The sequence below is a fragment of the Paenibacillus sp. FSL H8-0315 genome (assembly GCF_038005365.1).
GTDB classification, from domain to species: domain Bacteria; phylum Bacillota; class Bacilli; order Paenibacillales; family Paenibacillaceae; genus Paenibacillus_AQ; species Paenibacillus_AQ odorifer.
The window spans coordinates 369,967-388,004 of sequence record NZ_JBBOTA010000001.1; the positions used below are offsets into that span (position 1 = coordinate 369,967).

Annotated in this window: 14 protein-coding genes; 1 reads left to right on the forward strand and 13 read right to left on the reverse strand. The window is 46.7% G+C overall.

The features are described 5' to 3' along the window. Positions 1 to 65: 65 nt before the first annotated feature. From MHB56_RS01540 to mutS, 6 genes are all read right to left on the reverse strand, one after another. On the reverse strand, positions 66 to 2,624 hold the full coding sequence (locus MHB56_RS01540) for a transglycosylase domain-containing protein (RefSeq protein ID WP_341143179.1): 2,559 nt from the start codon (positions 2,622 to 2,624) through the stop codon (positions 66 to 68). Between the two features lie 139 nt (positions 2,625 to 2,763). Next, positions 2,764 to 3,003: an RNA chaperone Hfq gene (gene hfq / locus MHB56_RS01545; protein WP_036687741.1), complete on the reverse strand. Its 240-nt coding sequence runs from the start codon at positions 3,001 to 3,003 to the stop codon at positions 2,764 to 2,766. Positions 3,004 to 3,022: 19 nt separating this feature from the next. Continuing rightward, positions 3,023 to 4,003 (reverse strand): tRNA (adenosine(37)-N6)-dimethylallyltransferase MiaA, encoded by a 981-nt coding sequence (miaA, locus tag MHB56_RS01550; protein WP_175619957.1) that lies wholly within the window; start codon positions 4,001 to 4,003, stop codon positions 3,023 to 3,025. Then, entirely contained in the window at positions 3,993 to 4,742 is a 750-nt protein-coding gene (locus MHB56_RS01555) for a class I SAM-dependent methyltransferase (protein ID WP_341143180.1), read from the reverse strand. Before MHB56_RS01555 ends, miaA begins: the two co-directional genes overlap by 11 nt. Positions 4,743 to 4,816: 74 nt before the next feature. Next, positions 4,817 to 6,802, reverse strand: coding sequence for a DNA mismatch repair endonuclease MutL (gene mutL / locus MHB56_RS01560; protein ID WP_341143181.1), 1,986 nt, complete (start codon positions 6,800 to 6,802; stop codon positions 4,817 to 4,819). Positions 6,803 to 6,844: 42 nt separating this feature from the next. After that, positions 6,845 to 9,574 (reverse strand): DNA mismatch repair protein MutS, encoded by a 2,730-nt coding sequence (mutS, locus tag MHB56_RS01565; RefSeq protein ID WP_076184448.1) that lies wholly within the window; start codon positions 9,572 to 9,574, stop codon positions 6,845 to 6,847. 207 nt (positions 9,575 to 9,781) lie between these two features. Between mutS and MHB56_RS01570 the strand changes: the two genes are divergently transcribed. After that, a complete protein-coding gene (locus MHB56_RS01570; RefSeq protein ID WP_341143182.1) occupies positions 9,782 to 10,579 on the forward strand; it encodes a GNAT family N-acetyltransferase in 798 nt (265 codons plus the stop codon). A 14-nt stretch (positions 10,580 to 10,593) separates the two neighbouring features. On the opposite strand, the gene MHB56_RS01575 is transcribed toward MHB56_RS01570, so the two are convergent. The 7 genes from MHB56_RS01575 to MHB56_RS01605 all read right to left on the reverse strand — a co-directional run bounded on the left by MHB56_RS01575 (position 10,594) and on the right by MHB56_RS01605 (position 17,791). Next, positions 10,594 to 11,904: a putative amidoligase domain-containing protein gene (locus MHB56_RS01575; RefSeq protein WP_341143183.1), complete on the reverse strand. Its 1,311-nt coding sequence runs from the start codon at positions 11,902 to 11,904 to the stop codon at positions 10,594 to 10,596. Between the two features lie 150 nt (positions 11,905 to 12,054). Beyond that, entirely contained in the window at positions 12,055 to 12,612 is a 558-nt protein-coding gene (locus MHB56_RS01580) for an outer spore coat protein CotE (protein ID WP_036687755.1), read from the reverse strand. A 226-nt stretch (positions 12,613 to 12,838) separates the two neighbouring features. Continuing rightward, on the reverse strand, positions 12,839 to 13,861 hold the full coding sequence (locus MHB56_RS01585; RefSeq protein ID WP_051491532.1) for an HD-GYP domain-containing protein: 1,023 nt from the start codon (positions 13,859 to 13,861) through the stop codon (positions 12,839 to 12,841). 164 nt (positions 13,862 to 14,025) lie between these two features. Then, positions 14,026 to 15,012 (reverse strand): aromatic acid exporter family protein, encoded by a 987-nt coding sequence (locus MHB56_RS01590; RefSeq protein ID WP_076128366.1) that lies wholly within the window; start codon positions 15,010 to 15,012, stop codon positions 14,026 to 14,028. A gap of 93 nt (positions 15,013 to 15,105) precedes the next feature. Then, the gene (locus MHB56_RS01595; RefSeq protein WP_076128364.1) at positions 15,106 to 15,942 is read right to left on the reverse strand and encodes an ABC transporter permease; all 837 of its coding nucleotides are present in this window, start codon (positions 15,940 to 15,942) and stop codon (positions 15,106 to 15,108) included. Then, positions 15,942 to 16,718, reverse strand: coding sequence for an ABC transporter ATP-binding protein (locus MHB56_RS01600; protein WP_076142119.1), 777 nt, complete (start codon positions 16,716 to 16,718; stop codon positions 15,942 to 15,944). Before MHB56_RS01600 ends, MHB56_RS01595 begins: the two co-directional genes overlap by 1 nt. A 50-nt stretch (positions 16,719 to 16,768) precedes the next feature. Beyond that, positions 16,769 to 17,791, reverse strand: a complete 1,023-nt coding sequence (locus MHB56_RS01605) for an ABC transporter substrate-binding protein (RefSeq protein WP_076128360.1) — start codon at positions 17,789 to 17,791, stop codon at positions 16,769 to 16,771. Positions 17,792 to 18,038 lie beyond the last annotated feature (247 nt).

Sequence of the window (18,038 nt, forward strand, 5' to 3'; positions counted from 1 at the left end):
GCTCTATAAATAGAGCAAAGCTGGACTGCCATGGAAAAAGCCATTGTTTGAAATTCAAATTCGTTTTATTGAGTGGAAGAATCCCCGTTCACAAAACCTGTCTCTGGATCAGGGTTTGTGGATACATTCCCACTCTCATCGCCGGAACCCTCTCCACCGATAGTGGGTTCTGGAGTTGGGGTCGGCATTGGTGTTGGCGGTGGCGGGGTGATTTCAGGGATTGTAGTACCACCGTCATTTCCGCCACCCTCATTGCCGCCTCCGTTATTGCCACCATTTCCATTCTCTCCGTTGTTGCCACCGTCCTCTGGGGTCGGGGTCGGAAGATTAGGATCTATGGTGGGTTCAGGGGTCGGCATTTCATCCTGCACGGATACACTAACCACATTGGAGGGTTCGCTCTCCACTTTTAGCGCAGGGTCATAAGAAGTTACATAATACTCGTAAACCAAACCAGGCAGTGCACTAAAATCGCCTGCGCTGGTAGTCACTGTATTTAACAGTGAGCCAAATTCAGCTTCCGATGTCTCTCTACGATAAATACGATACTCAACGCCGGCAACAGGAACTGCCTCCCAATTGAGATTTACAGTCATCGTAGAAGGATCATATGCTGCTGATAGTCCAGTAACAGTCTGAGCTGTTTCTGGTGTTTCAGTAGGCTCAGGGGCAATCTCGTTATCGAGGTGCGGGAAGGATTTCTTAGGAACATCCTTCAGCGCTTCCTCCATGACCTTACCCCAGAAAGCAGCGGCAAGCGGACTGCTGTTCTTAAGCAGATGCTTTTTACTTGGCTTGTCGTAACCCATCCAGACTGCTGCAGTCCATTCTGGCGTATAGCCTACAAACCATACATCACGGTTCGAGCTGATTCCAGAATATCCACTTTGCGTCGTACCGGTCTTACCGGCAACAGGACGGTCAATCCTAGCTTTTCTACCCGTACCGCTCTCCACGACCTTCTGCATCATCTCAGTCATTTGATAAGCTGTTTCCTTACTCATCACTCGCTCAGGCGTTGTATTCGCTTTGTAGACCGTCTCACCACTGCTATCAGAGATGGATTTAATGGAATAAGCCTCTCTTAGTTCGCCGCCATTTGCAAAAGCGCTGTAGGCTTGCGCCATTTCCAGCGTATTGGTCCCTTTGCTCATGCCTCCAAGAGCCAGCGATAGGTTCTTATCCTCATCTTCCAATCCAATGCCTAGTTTCTTGGCAAATTTAAATCCGGTATTCACACCAATTTCATTGAGCAGCCAAACAGCCGGAATATTCTCTGATTTCTGAATGGCATCACTCATGTTGATGCTCTTAGAATATCCGTGCAGGTTGGTTGGACAATAGTTCGCGAAACATTGCTTCTCGTTGCTTAGCGTTGAATTCATGGTGAATTTCCCAGTTTCCAGCGCTGGAGCATAAGAGACAATTGGTTTGAAAGCAGAACCTGGAGAACGACGGCTGCCAGTTACACGACTGTAGCCTTTTTTCTCATAATTCCGTCCGCCAAGGAGTGCGACAATGCTGCCATTCTCCTGATTCACAATCGTCATTGAGCCTTGTACCAGCTCTTCATCTACACTCTTTTCAAAATTATCACTATCTGCAAAAGCATCTTCAACCGTTTCTTGAGCATGCTTATCCATGGTAGTGTAAATTTTGTATCCGCCGATATTCAGATCATCTTCTGACAATCCAAATTTTTCTTCCGCCTCATCTACTGCAAAATCAATAAATGCTTGATAACGCTGTTTCTTTTCTGGCGGCTTATAGTTATAATCTACGGCTTTTGCTTCGTCTCTTTCCTGCTCCGTAATGTACCCTTGCTCATACATAAGCTGAAGCACTACTGCCCGGCGTTCCTTCGAAAGATCAGGGTTACGCAGCGGGTTGTAACGAGACGGGCCTTTTGGCATAGCCGCCAATGTCGCGATTTCCCAAACCTTAAGCTGACTCAAATCACTTTTACCAAAATATCTTACTGATGCTGCTTTAATTCCGTAAATTGTACCCCCGAAGTTAATCCGGTTCAGATACATGGTAATAATCTCTTCTTTAGATTTCTGATTCTCCAGGGCTACGGCAATCGACACCTCAGTAGCTTTACGGAAAAACGTCTTGTCCCGTGTCAGGAAGATGTTTTTGGCGAGCTGTTGAGTAATGGTACTACCGCCCTCTACCATACTTCGTGCGGCTATATCCTTTACTGCTGCCCGGCCAATCGACCATAAATCCACACCAGAATGTTCGAAGAAACGTTTATCCTCTGTGGCTACAAAAGCGTTAACCAATAACGGTGGAATTTCTTCATACTCTACTGGATCACTTTTCTCCAGTGATAATTCGCCGATTAAATTAGCATTGCGGTCATATACCTTAGTCGTTTCATTCACTGTTAGCTTATCCTGGTTCTCAAGCAGAAGCTTTTGACCATTTAGCATAATGAACAGATATCCACCTAATGCACAGAAAATGGCCAATGCCGTAGCGAAGAACAAGCTCCACAGCACACGCTTCTTCGTCAAAAATTTCTTTTTCTTTTTTGGTTTTGATTTTGGTTTTGATTTGGAACTGGACGATCCTCTATCTCTATTGTGATTCGTCCTGGATGTATCGTCTCTAGACATAATGCCTCCTGACTCCCTTTCGGAAATAAACATAAATGGTCTGCCATGAATGAAAAGAACAACCTTCACAGGTTGCTCTCTCACACTCTATTCAAACGATTTATAAACAAGAAAGGTTTCAATTCATTTTTGATAAATGTTATTCTTCACTACTGCTGTCTTGCATCAGTGATACACTACGTTGTGGTGTGAACGTGGAAATTGCGTGTTTATACACCATTTGCTGGCGTCCATCACTGTCAATGACGATTGTAAAATTGTCGAATGCTTTAATTATTCCCCGGATTTGAAAACCGTTGGTCAGATATACCGTAGCAGGGATATTTTCTTTGCGTAGTTGGTTCAAGAATGTATCTTGGATGTTAATGGACTTGTTCATATGACGTACCCCCAATGGTTCAATTAGATTGTTCAGAAGTATATTCAAGACCTGAGAGAAACTTTCCTGCTATTATACCACGTATTTTTGAGAAATTCTCAGAAAAGTTTTGTTCACCTTCGACATCGATCCACTCGATTTCCTTCATGTGGCGAAACCATGACAACTGTCTTTTGGCGAATCGGCGAGTATCGCGTTTAAGCAGTATCACAGCTTCTTCCAGCGTCAGCTCTCCCGCCAGGTAAGCGGCAATTTCCTTGTAACCCAATCCCTGCATGGACACAAGGCTTCTGCTGTAACCGTTATCCAGCAGTCCCTTCACCTCAGCAACGAGACCATCCGCCAGCATGCTATCAATTCGGTCCTCAATACGTTTATATAGTATTTTCCGGTCCATTGTCAAACCTATGAGACATAAGTCATAGGGAGATTCCTTCTTTTGAGCAGCATGAGAAGCGGAAAGTGTAGTGTTTGTCTGGTGTTGAATTTCCAGTGCACGGATAATTCTGCGACGGTCGTTAGGATGAAGTTTGGCTGCGCTGACTGGATCAACCGCCTCGAGTCTGGCATGCAGTGCAAGCGCTCCATGTTCTTCCGCAAATTGATCCTGCTCTTTACGGAAAGCTTCATCAGCCACTGCTTCCGAGAACTGAAAGCCGTAACATAAAGACTCAATATACAGTCCAGTCCCCCCTACGATAAAGGGAAGCTTCCCTCTAGCGCTTATCTCCTCGATGAGTCTAGTGCCCTGCTCTTGAAATTCAGCGGCAGAATACGCATCCTGCGGATCATGAATATCGATCAGGTGATGGGGAATGCCGTTCATTTCGGCGGGTGTAATCTTAGCTGTACCAATATCCATACCACGATAAACCTGCATCGAATCGCCGGAAATAATCTCAGCGTTATAAGCCGCTGCCAGCTCCAGACTTAACCGGGTTTTGCCTACGGCAGTTGGTCCTAACAGCACTAGAACCTTATGCCTTTCTTTAGTTGTCAATGTGTATCACCCCGTACGATGTTTTGGAGTTGCTTCGGAGCAGCTCAGTAAACCCTAGGCGTTCAAATTCCCCACTCAAAGCCTTTTCTTTTAAAAGAACAGTCTTACGGGCGACCCTAACCGCTTCGGCTACACTCTCTGTCGATAAGGCTGCACGGTTAGCGAATTGCCGCAGCGGGGAAATCGAGGCAGAACCCGTCAGAGGCACGCGAAACATAGGATCAAAGTAAACAATATCCACACTTCGATCTGGTTGAGACCGTAAATAATCCAAATGTTCACTATGCACAACATTAACTCTGCGTAAAGCCTCATTGACCTTTACTTGCCCAGAGATGTAATGAGACATCCCTTCACTGAGCAGTGCGTACAGCGGTAATGAGCTCTCCAAAGCGGTAACCTCTGAGGACTCACCACCATGTACAGCAAACAGTAAGGAGTCAGCTCCTAATCCAGCTGTACAATCCAATACGCTATCTCCGGGAAGCATTCGAGCCGCAACAAGCAGCGGCTCGATCTCACCCTTTAGAATTCGTTTAGCGCGAACGAAGCCCATGCTCGGATGAAACTCCATAGGCTCCATTCCTAAGCGGTGTAGTCGAACAGCGTCCTGAGATAGAATCAGAATATCCTCATCTCCGTAATGTTCAACCATCCTTGTAATGGAGAGCTTCTCACGTGGAGCATAACTACAACCCGTTCTCTCCGCAAGGCTTTGCGCGCGTTCTACTATTTCCATTATCGGGCTATACCCCGTAGTTATAATCATGGTGCCTCCAGTCTTGCTCTTAACAAATTTCAAAAAATGTATAATTACATAACCCGCTTGAACAATTTCTCTAAATCATAGGATGAAAAAGAGATCACAATCGGCCGTCCATGTGGGCAAGTATACGGTTGTTTGCACTCTGCCAGTCGGGATAACAGAGCCTCCACTTCCTGTTCTGTTAGTTTATGGTTGGCCTTAATCGAGGCTTTACATGAACACAGAATCGATGACTTTTCTCGTAGCTTCGCAAGATCAATCATACGCTCGCTTAAGACCCACTCCGCCATTTCTTCAACGACCGCCTTCTCATCCCCTTCAGGAAACCAATAGGGCAAAGAACGAACAAGAAAGGTCTGTCCGCCAAAGTGCTCAAGGTATACCCCGGCCTGCTGAAACCAATGTAGACGTTCACTAAGCTGACGACTTTCAGAAGGCGTGAACTCCAGTGTAATCGGCAGTAGCAGCTCCTGTGAGGCATCCTCCGGCCGACCAAATTTCTCATAGAAGTATTCGTAATTAATACGTTCATGTGCCGCATGCTGATCGATTAAATAGAGTCCTCCATCATTCTGGGCAATAATATAGGTCCCATGATGCTGGCCTATATAATTAAGCTCAGGAAAGGCCGGAAGTCGAGGCTCTTCTTGTTGTGGTGGAGCCCATAGCTTCTCAACCGAAGGGAGCTGCTTCTGCGCCATTGACGTTTCTTGCGGGCGATAGCTATTGGAATAACTAGTATTCGCATTAGTTTGGCGCCCCTGCGAAGATGAAGACGGATAGCCTGATCCGTAAGCTGGAGCTACCTCGCGAGCTACCTGATGATCCGCCTGACCATCCTTGCTAAAATCACGGGAATTACGGTCAGGGTTCGATGACTGTAGTCCACTTAAGAAGCTGGCAGATCCCGTAGGGGCTGTATCCTTCTCATCACCATTCGAAGATGACGGCGGAACAGCTCCTTTGGAAAAAGCAAATTGCTCCTGGATAAAGGAGCTGCTGCCCTTGGGTCCGATTGTTTCCTTGCTTGGACGTGGAATCAGACTTTGCCCCAGCAGTATTTTGCGGATCTCCTGCTCAACAAAGGTGTAAAGCTCATTCTCCTTACTGAATCTAACCTCGAGTTTTGCTGGATGTACATTGACATCTACCAAAGAGGGGTGCATATCCAGTTCAAGAACTAATAACGGATAACGGTTAATCGGAAGCAAGGTGTGATAAGCACGCATGATTGCTGCGTTCAGTCCATTACTGCGAATATAACGTCCACCGACAATAGTAGTGATTGCATTTCGATTGGAACGTGTCCATTCTGGACGACTAATATATCCGGAAATCCGGTAATCCAAGTCTTCTGCCGTAATCGGCAGCATTGCTTTGGCGGCATTGGTTCCGTAAACAGCTGCGATGACCTGCAGCAGATCACCATTTCCGAGCGTATGCAGCAGCTGATTGCCATTATGATGCAAGGTAAAAGAGATCCCCGGATGAGCCAGCGCCATGCGGTACATGGCATCTGAGATATGGCCCAGCTCCGTCTGAATACTCTTCATATATTTCAGCCTTGCCGGCGTATTAAAAAACAATTCACGAACGGCAAGATCACTTCCCCGGCCGGAAGGAGCGTCCTCATTTCGTATGAGATTGCCACCCTCAATGTCTACTAGGCGCCCTTTGCCGTCATCGGCAGTTGCAGTTAGAAGCGATACCTTGGAGACCGCGGCAATACTGGGAAGTGCCTCTCCGCGGAAGCCTAAGCTTGTGATTTGAAATAGATCGCGGCCATTCAGAATTTTACTTGTAGCATGCCGGTAAAAGGCGGTCTCGCAATCTTCAGGATCAATCCCGGAGCCATTATCTTTAACGCGGATGCTCTGCAAGCCCCCCTCTTCTACCGATACCTCAATTCTTGTACTGCCAGCGTCAATTGCATTCTCGACAAGCTCCTTTACAACAGAAGCTGGCCGCTCTACTACTTCACCCGCAGCTATCTGGTTGGCAATATGCTCGTCCAATATATGAATTTTGGCCATTTCATTCACCTCTTATTTAGGCAATCAATTATTATAAAATCTTTATTGCAGATCCTTAACCTTCATCTTCAGCTCGTTCAACAGACTCATCGCCTGCAGCGGCGTCATATTCATAAGATCAGCGTCACGCACAGAAGAAATGAACTCTTTTAGCGCAGGATTCTCTTGGATTTCGGTTACCGCAACTTGATGTGCACTACCTTTGCGATTCTTGCGTGGTTCTTCCTCACCAAAGATAGACAACTGAACAACCTCATTTTCTACAGGTGCCTCAGTGATGACACTTACGGCTTGCGCTATCGAGGATGCGCTAGCAACTTCTCTTACAGCCGCCTGTCTTTCGAGGCTTCCCCCGTAATGAAGTTCAGAACCACCAGGATGGGCTGCCTGCTCAATGCTCTGCAAGAGACCATAAGCTCGGTCAATAATCCCTTCAGGAAGACCCGCAAGACGTGCACAATAGATGCCATAGCTGCTGTCAGCCGCTCCAGGAACTAGCTTGCGCAGGAAGTTAACTTTATCACCGCTCTCTTGAACAGCCATAGAGTAATTCCGCAGTCCTTTAAGACTTCCTTCCAAATGAGCCAATTCATGAAAATGCGTCGAAACTAGAGCTTTGCAAGAAATAACATCATGTACATATTCAATAACCGCCTGAGCGATGGCCATACCTTCACTGGTCGAGGTACCTCTTCCCAGCTCATCAATAATAATCAAGCTACGAGCTGTTGCTTTCTCTGTCATAACCTGGATATCAGCCATTTCCACCATAAATGTACTTTGTCCACCGATCAAATCATCAGCTGCTCCAATACGAGTAAAGATCCGGTCTATAAGCGGAACTTCAGCACTGTTTGCTGGTACAAAACATCCAATCTGAGCCATGATGCAGATCAGCGCCACCTGACGCATGTAAGTACTTTTTCCCGCCATATTAGGACCTGTAATTAGAAGGATATTACCTTCTTCCTTACTCAGCGTGCTTCCATTTGCAATAAAAGCAGAATCTTTAAGCACCGCCTCCACAACGGGATGACGGCCCCCTTCAAGCCGAAGATCATAACCATCCGAAAGGACTGGCTTCACAAAACGATGTTCGGCACTAACTGCCGCCAAGCATTGATATACATCAATTTCGGCAACCTTTTCCGCAAGATTTTGCAGGCGGGGAATTTGCCCGCTGATGCGATCACGCAGCTCGGTAAACAGGCTGTATTCCAAATCCGTCATTTTATCCTGAGCTTCAAGGATGAGTGCTTCCTTCTCCTTAAGCTCAGGAGTGACAAAACGCTCTGCGTTGGCAAGCGTCTGCTTACGTTCATATCTTCCTTCCGGCAGTGCAGCCAGATTGGATTTGGTGATCTCTATGAAATACCCGAAGATTTTGTTATAGCCGATCTTCAGTGACTTAATGCCAGTGGCCTGTCTTTCCTTAGCTTCCAGTTCAGCGATCCAACGTTTACCGTTACTGCTAGCTTCCCTAAGCTCGTCCAAACGTTCATGATAACCGGAACGGATAATGCCACCGTCGCGCACAGACACCGGGGCATCCTCGACGATTGCGCGGTCAATATCCTCTCGCAGCTCAGCGCATTCATCCATACTTGCACCGATCTCTCGTAAAGTAGCTGAACCGGAGGTCATACATAAATCCTTCAATGCAGGAATTTGTGCCAGCGATAATTTCAGAGCATTCATATCACGGCCATTGGCGCTGCCAAAAGCAATACGACCCACCAAACGCTCCAAATCATAAATTTCTTTAAGCGCTAAACGCAGGTCCTCGCGAACGATAAACTGATTGTACAAATAATCGACAGCCTCTAGGCGCCGTTCGATCGGAGCTCGCTGCAATAGCGGCTTATCAATTCTGCGGCGCAACAGACGGGCGCCCATCGACGTTTCCGTTCGATCCAGCAGCCAGAGCAGGGATCCTTTTTTGGAGCGTTCGCGAACCGTCTCGGTTAGTTCAAGATTCCGGCGTGTAAATGGATCTAGAATCATATAATTGCCTGGTTCATAAGGAGAAATCTGACTAAGCTGCCCTAACGAACGCCGCTGGGTCTCATTCAGATAAGAGATCAGAAGCGCCAGACATTGTCCACGTTCCTTCTCTAGACGTACCCATGCCGCTTCACCGAACTGACGACGTGCCAGCTCCTCCTCGCGTTTCTCCCAAGGGGTGTAAACTACAGGTTTGGCTAACAGCGGCGTTTCGCTTCGCAGGATCTCCAAAAGTGCAGCGTCTCCGATGATCTCAGCCGGTTCATAAATGCCAATCTCATCACGCAGCCATTCGGCTCCAGATAATACCGAAGTAACATACAGCTCACCAGTTGTTAAATCGCAGGCAGCTAATGCCATCATTCCGTCACTTTCGGTGACGCAAACGAGGTAGTTATTGCTCTTGTCAGCAATGATTTTTCCATCCATCACGGTTCCTGGTGTCACGACGCGTACAATATCCCGCTTCACCATGCCTTTAGTGACTGAAGCATCCTCTAACTGCTCACAAATGGCGACTTTATATCCTTTTTCTATCAGGCGTTGAATATATCCCTCGGCGGCGTGGTAAGGCACTCCACACATAGGGATTTTCTCCTCGCCCCCGCCTTCGCGGCCTGTCAACGTAATCTCAAGCTCCTTGGAAGCCAAAATGGCATCTTCAAAGAACATTTCATAGAAATCGCCCAGTCTAAAAAATAGGAAGGCATCCTTAGCCCCTTCCTTTACCTTTAAATATTGCTCTATCATCGGCGTATATTGTGCCATGGTCAACCTCCATGCCTATTTAATGCTGTCCCCCATTATAACAGAAAATTGATGGACAAAGTTACCCTGAAACCTCACATTAGTACAACGAAAGACTAGAATACTTATCAGACAAACACTTACATGAGGTATATTCTTCTGCTTTTAAATATTGTAAAATCTTAACACAGAGCGTCAGCCCATATAAAAATCAAAGGAGAATACAATATGATACGAAAGCTAACGAAGGATGATCAAGAGCTACTGATGGCATTGCTGCGGAAAGAGCCGGCGCTTAATTTATTTATCATTGGCGATGTGGAGAATTTTGGGTTTGAGCAGGATTTCATGGATTTATGGGGAGAGATTGATCCAGCCGACGGGCGGATAAAAGCCGTTCTACTGCGCTTCTATAGAAGTTACCTTCCTTATGCAGATGGCCCTTTTGATGTCGAGGGGTTCGCTGAGATTATCCAAAAGGATAATGACATACATATGATCTCCGGAGCCTCAGAGGTGGTGAAGGCTTTTGACGGGGAAATTAATTTCAAACAAGTAAAACAGCTGTATTTTGCTGAATTAAAAGAAATGAACAATAAAATAAGTGAGTCCTTCTCTTCAGCTGAGCCTATTAAAAAAGCTACGGTTCAGGATGTAGAAGCGATTTGCGCACTCACGGATACCATTGAAGAATTTGAAAGCAGCCGGAATGGTTCAAGAACCAGCCTGCGTAAAACGCTGGAAAGCAACACCGGCCGCACCTATTATATGGAACGGGAAGATAAGGTCATTGTCACCGCTTCAACTTCAGCGGAAAATTCCATGTCAGCGATGATTGTAGGGGTTGCCACACATCAAGCATTCAGAGAGCAAGGCCTTGCTTCGCGCGTAATGGCACAGCTATGTGCAGACCTGCTCTATGAAGGAAAGTCATTGTGCCTCTTTTATGACAACCCACATGCCGGAGTTATTTATAAACGACTTGGTTTTCAAGATATCGGTTCATGGACCATTGTTAACATGTAGACCAAATAGTAAAATCACACTTTTACTTTGCTGCACCATAACTCACGTATATCCCGTGATTCATCCCACGTCCGTTCAGCGGCAATATAGTCGAATAAAGGCTCGATATAGGGGGCGGCAATCTCGTAGCCGCCTAGGGAACGCAGCTGCGCCAGCAATGGGGGGATTGCGGCGCGCAGCGGAGATTTATCGCCGCTGTAGTAGGCGATATGCAGGTCTTCCCGGTCGAGCGGGCGTTGCGTCAGGTCCTCATAATGGCTCACGATTAGGTGAGCCAGATAGACCGCGCCTTTAGCGATGACCGGGGATACCAGGAAGCTCGGTAAGGTCCGGTACTCGAAGCCGCCATGCGGCTGAGTCCGGAAATCGCCGAGCACGCCGTATCGGGGACGACGCGCCCCTGCGCGGACGTCTTCGAGCAGAAGCATGGGCAGCGCGAGATAGTTATCGAGCGCGCGCAGCAGCGGCGCCGTCAGCGTCACGCCGCTGAAGTGCAGATGGCCGCCGAGGGCCCAGCCCGTCAGCGGCATGCCTCCCGCCCGCCAGCGCAGCGAGCGGTCGGCGATGAGCCGGTCCGCCAGCGCCGCGGCGGACATCAGCTGCGCCAGCAGTGCGCGCGGTTCCCCGCGCGGCTGAGGGCGCAGCTCGGCGACCGGGAACGCGCCGCGCGTTCCCGGAGGTCCGGCGTCGCAGCCAGCGACGCCGTCCGTGGGCAGGTACCGCGACGCAGGCACGACGCGGCCGGTGGATTCCCGGAGGATGATAAACTCCGGGTCCATGCCCATCAGCAGGCCGCTGCGGCCCGGCTGCTCCAGAGCCAGCTTTCGTTCCAGCGCTAGCGCTGCGGACCGATAAGGCTCGGGCAATCGTTGCCCGGAGGTCTTTACTAGTGGAGTGACTCCCTCCACCACATACCTCCGGTTCCCCATTGCCCTCAGCAGGACCTCACCGCTATCCAGCCCCAAGCTGTACAGCGTGCGGACAGCAATCCGCTGGAGCAATTTCATCACCCCGCGAAGCTCTCCCCGCACTCGGCCTCCCGTGGTATTGCTCTCGGCATTAGCAATCCTCACTGCTTCGCTGTAATTATCGGTGGCCGCACGCATTCCAAGACCTGCTCCAAGCAAAGAGATGTGGAGGACAGTCAAATGATAAACCAATATCTTATAACACTGCCTGTGACCCTTCTCAGTAGCATCCGAAGCATATGTATCGACAAAATGTTTTCCAGATGGCGTCAGCGTTGCTTCAACCCCGCTTCTAAGCAATCTAGACTCTCTCTCTGCCACAGACAATTCTGAATACACCTTAAGACCTTCATTCATACTCTTTAGCGCCTCCATCCGAGCGTGAACCTTTTTTCATCCTAAAAATAAATAAAAAAAAGGAGGGCATTCGCCCTCTACGCCACCGCACTCCCTACATATAATGGACCATAACCCATTGATACTCAGTTAACGGCGGCGTATCCTTCCTTACAGCTCATCATCCAGATTGTCAGGGTCCAGATCATCGTAATCGAAGCTATCACCTTCAAAATCATAATCCTTGTCTTCTGGATCATCACTTTGCTCAGTGACATACACACGGACTTTGGTCTCAGCCACCAACTCCACTTCGAATTCGCGCTCTACGCGAAGTGTCACACTGCCTCCGCCTGGCGATACGCCCGCCTCTACACAGTTGGGTTCCTGCGTTGCCTCCGCAGAGACCTCAACTGTTGAAGTGCGGTGTCTCGTGTCCAGGTAGGAAAGCGGAATGAGCTCCACATAAGAGACTGTTTCCTTTGCTACCTCGGTCTGCTTGTTCTTGTCGTACGAGTACCAGATGTTTACATCATAAGTACCAATTACTTCGATTCCGTTCCCGGCGGCAACCGCTTCGTATTGGTGGTTGATAATCCAAGCCCCCAAAATACTAGTCGGATGATGTGGCGGAGTCACGGTATGGGTTGCTGTAGAGAACTTACGACCTTTGCCGCAAATTGCCTTCGTAATGATCTCCCTTGTTTGACGTTTATGGCTTAATGACATCTTTGAACCTCCTCCATACAATCATTCACTATCAAGTGTATGCAGGTTCTAGGCATTTGTTGATTGTTAGACTATAAATAAATTTGAGTAAGCCCTCAAGAAGGCTTTTTCAGGAGACTCATAGTTCATTTTATTTCAAAATTTGTACATATATGAGTAGATTCCAAAAATGGTCCAACCTGTTCCAGAGCCATTCCTAACCCCTCAAAAAACCTTAAAACACCAGCTATTGCGGGATTACCCGCACAATTCCAAGCGATCTATGTTTGCTTAAGTCAATAAAATCCTCATCAATATTCACCAGCGGCCGCAAAGGGTCTGTAGCAAGAATCATAACAATTTTTCCTTTTCGCCCATCTGTCAATTCCACTTCGTTCCCTAGCATTGACTGCATTAACTTATTAATAAACACTCTGCAAATATAAGGGTCGAGCTTACCGAACACACTCTCCTCCATTTGCAGTAATACTTCGTATAAAGGAGCCGCTTTGCGATAAAAACGGTCGGAGGTCATCGCGTGAAACACATCAGCCACAGCAACGATTTTACTGAAATCAGTAATCCGGTTTCCAAGCACACCAAATGGATAACCACTGCCGTCCATTCTTTCATGATGCTGTAAGGCTACTAGCGCTTGGGTATGGTTTGTGCCTACCGTATCCCTGATCATCTCATACCCAAAGGTTGTATGCTTTTTCATCAGCTGAAACTCTTCGTCGGATAATGGACCGGGCTTGGTTAATATGTCATCCGGGATTCTCATTTTACCGATATCATGAAGAGTTGCTGCAATGGTCAACATGCTCAAATCCTCAGACTTTAGCTTCAGCCATTTGCCTAGCAGGGTAGATATTATGCCCACAGCTACATTATGTCTGTATGTATAATCATCTTTGGTCTGCAAAGCAGCCAATACTCCGTAGAAGTCATTCTTTTCGCTTACCTGCTGGATAAACGGAATCACTTCATTTCTAACTTCCAGCATAGGAATTCTTTTATTTTTGTTATGACGAATCTGTTCAAAAATATTCTCAATCGCAGCTGTACAATCATCAATTGCGAGCTGGAAAAATTCCGCGCTATCCAGCTGGACGACGTCATGAGATTCCAGAGTGATCTTATGTTGACGAATTAATCTAATATGTTCAGCACTCAATAAAGTCAATGCGGGTAAAACAAATACTCCTTTGTCATTAAAGAGGTTAGCTACAAGTTGTTTTCCGATAAATGATTCCATATCTTTGTCCATACGCCTCACCTGCCAATGCGGAAAATTCGTATATGAATTCCCTGCTTGAATTTGAACTCACCCTATAATTGTTAATCCCTTTCGAAGATCAACTTTTAGTTCATACATATTTTATCGTGATTTCAGGGGCGAATGTTAATACTTCACTTTATTAAAGCCTAATTTTAAGCTTTTTTCCGGGTGAGCAAACGTTTCTCAGGCTTATAACTGACCGGTATTTTATGGCGTTTCGCAATTTTTAAATAAAGTGCCAATTCTCTGCAAAGCTGCAGAATCGCTGATCGCACTTCAAATTCCTCACGTGTCTCTGGCAAATCCATGCTTTCAAACTCATGTTCAAGCTCTTCCAGCAAATGTTCCGTTCGACCTGTATATTCTTCAGCCAAAACATCTCCGCTAAGCTGGTCGAACAATTCAGCTACCATCTCTCCATGCGGTAAATGGCGATATACTTGAGAAATCAGCTGCATCATGCTTTGTATCGATTCCAGCTGCTCCTTACGCATATAGAAATAGACATTCCAAGCTTCATCAGGATGAATTACATGATTCTCCATCTCGCGAGTAGCTGCTGTCAGTCCCCGCTGCACTGCATTATCCGCATCAATTAATTCTTTGCCATCCCACATATACGCAGGCTCACGCAAAGTACGGGCCATTTGAGTAAAAATAACTGAAAAGTATCGATCCACTTCCTTGCGGATTCCATAAATAACTCCCCCAGTCTGTGGCATGTAAATTAAGTTGACCACCCCCGCTGAACCGAGACCTATGGCCAGTAGCTCTACTTGCTGCAACAACACATGTAGCGATAACTCAGCTTGTCCAAACACACGAAACACAATAACAGAGCTAGTGACAATCCCTTCCTTGTAGCCAGACTTCACAATCATCGGAAAGCCAACAAGAACGTACAGTCCAAGTACCCAGTAATGAAACCCTAATATCCAAAATAAAATACACCCAAAAAAGAGTCCCACGAGCGAGGCCAAAAAACGCGCCGTTATCGTCCGGAAACTCCTTTTCAAGGTAACCTCCACACCCAGAATGGCTAAAAGCCCTGCACTTTGTGCATTGGGTATGCCTACTGCAGACGCGAGAAGAACGGACATTAACGTCGCAGCAGCTGTTTTAATCACACGAAATCCCATAACCCTATCTCTCCTTAAAAGCACTAACCGTTAATAGGTAAAGATATAGACATGTTACAAGATTTTGTGAACGGACACAACGTTACATTAGACTTACCGCCGGTATAACAAGCGCTTCTCCAGATACACTACCAGTTGATACATTGCCGTTGCTACGGCTGCAATAATCAGCAGACTGGACATCACAAGCGTGAAATTAAACACCTGGAATCCATATATGATCAGGTACCCAAGACCGGATTTTGCTACTAGAAACTCTCCTACGATAACCCCGACCCATGACATTCCAACATTCACTTTTAGGGTAGAGACCACCGTTGGAAAAGATGCCGGAAGAATCACTTTAAAAAACACCTGAACTTTAGAAGCTCCAAAAGAGCGGACCACCTTCACCAGATTAGGATCCACACTGCAAAAGCTATTGTAAACAACAAGTGTAGTAATAATCACCGTAATCGATAAGGTTGTCACAACGATAGCGGTGAAACCCGCCCCGAACATTACGATAAAAATCGGCCCCAAGGCCACCTTCGGCATACTGTTAAAGACAACCATAAACGGATCAAGCACCGCTGATAAAAACGGAGACCACCAAATAATCACTGCCAGTAGCGTTCCTAACAAGGTTCCCAGAACAAATCCTACCGCAGTCTCTCCTACCGTCATCCCCAAATGAGGCCACAAGCTTCCACTGATCATATCCTGCCAAATCTGCTTGAAGATTTTTGTCGGGTAGCTGAACAATAACTCATCAATCCAGCCCATTCTTGCTCCCGCTTCCCACAACACAAAGAACAGCAGCAACAGACTGCTTCTTACAGCAATAACCTGATTACGCCGGCGCTGTTTAGTTTTTTTGAAATCCACATGCATTTGCTGCAGCCACAGTTCACGGGAAGCTAAGACACCCGCTTGCTCTGTTCGTTTCATTAGCTTTCCCTCCCTGCGATCTCCATCTCTGTCCATACTTCATGAAAAAGCTCCGCAAACCCTGGCTGATCACGCGCATACAGCGGTGGGGCTGAGCGGATTAGCTCCGGAACAGGAAAAACTTTACGAATCTTCCCTGGATTTCGCTGCAATAAAATAACCCTACTGCTGACCGCAATCGCTTCTGACAGATCATGCGTGACCAAAATAGCCGTGGTTCCCCGGCTGCGTAAGGTCTCTGAGACTAAATCTTCCAGCTGAAGTTTGATCTGATAATCAAGTGCCGAGAACGGCTCGTCTAACAGCAGTAGTCCTGGATTGGTAGCTAATGTTCGTACAAGAGCCACCCGTTGCCGCATCCCTCCGGATAGCTGAGAAGGATAGGCCTGTTCTTTCCCTTCTAATCCCATCTCGCGCAGCAGCTCCAAAGTCCGTTTATGGCTCTCCTCGTTTAAGCTTCCGGTCAGCTCCAGTCCAAGCACGGCATTGTCAAGAATACTCCGCCAAGGAAAAAGATAATCCTGCTGCAGCATATATCCAACCTCAGGTGAAGGGCCTAGAATGGGTTGGCCATTTACGAATACTTCACCCTCAGAGGGCTGCAGCAGTCCGGCAATAATCGATAGGAGAGTCGTCTTACCACAGCCACTTGGGCCTACTAAGCTGACGAATTCTCCTTGCTCGACATTAAGATTTAGATCCTCAACGGCCAGTGAAGCTTCCCGATCGCCGAGATAGGCATGCGTTACTCCCTTTAATTGCACTACTGGAAGCAAGGTCATCCCCTCCTTATAGTTAACAAAATCCATTTAGGATCTTATCTCTCTTATTTAGAGCTACTGCTCTTTATGGTCTTTTCAGCTTTTTCAGCAAAAGTATTATTCACGATCTTTTCTGCTGGAACACGTTCTTTAAGTTCACCTGCGTTGTCCATAACATCTAGCAGATTATTCCATTCTTCATTATCAACAACCGGATTAATGGCGTAGGTGTCCTGTTCCTTGTAGCGTTTTACAGCAGAAATCACAATGTCACGATCCGTTTTATCAAAATAAGTTATTATGGCATCCGTAATTTCTTCAGGACTATGTTCCTTCACCCAAAGCTGAGCACGCTGGATGGCATTAGTGAACTTTTGCACGGTGTCTCCATTTTTGCTAATGTAGCTGTTTTTTGACATGAATACCGTATAAGGTAAATAACCGCTCTCCACCCCAAACGATGCCACTACAGCTCCCCGGTCTTCTCGTTCGAAGATAGAGGCCTGCGGCTCAAACAGCTGCACATAATCCCCAGTACCTGAAGCAAATGCACCGGCAATATTAGCAAAATCGATATTTTGGATCAAGGTAATATCCTTCGCAGGATCAATTCCCTTTTTAGATAAAGTAAACGCGCCTGCCATTTGTGGCATTCCGCCTTTTCTTTGACCAAGGAAGGTAGAGCCCTTCACTTTATCCCAATTAAAATCTCCATCAGCCTTCCGGGCGAACAGGAAAGTTCCATCCCTTTGAGTCAGCTGTGCAAAATTAATGACCGGATCATCCGAGCCCTGCTGATACACGTAAATGGAGGTTTCTGAACCAACCAACGCCACATCAATAGCTCCTGAGAGCAATGCAGTCATGGTTTTATCTCCACCGGGAATCGTCTGCAGTTCTACATCCAGCCCTTCATCTTTGAAGAAACCTTGAGTCAAGGCAACATACTCGGGTGCATAAAAGACAGAGCGGGTAACCTCCCCAATCTTCACCTTTACCGTCTCTGACTTTCCGCCGCAACCGGCAAGTACTGAAAAGCATAAAGTAATGATCATGAGCGACAATGACAGCTTTTTCCGAATCTTCATTCTTCATTCTCCTTTCTTACCGGGTCCTTCGCCCTTGCTTAAAGCATATGCACATGCCTACTGAAAGGTTAAAATCCCGAATATCGTGGGGAATTAAAAGAATATCCATGATATCAGCGGTTTTTATTGATTTTATGGATAAATATCACTGGATTTGCTGTTTTTATATCTGTGCAAACGTTTTACCTGAGGATTTGATTACAGTACTATAAGAATTAAAGCGCTTACCATTTCCTTTATAGGAAAA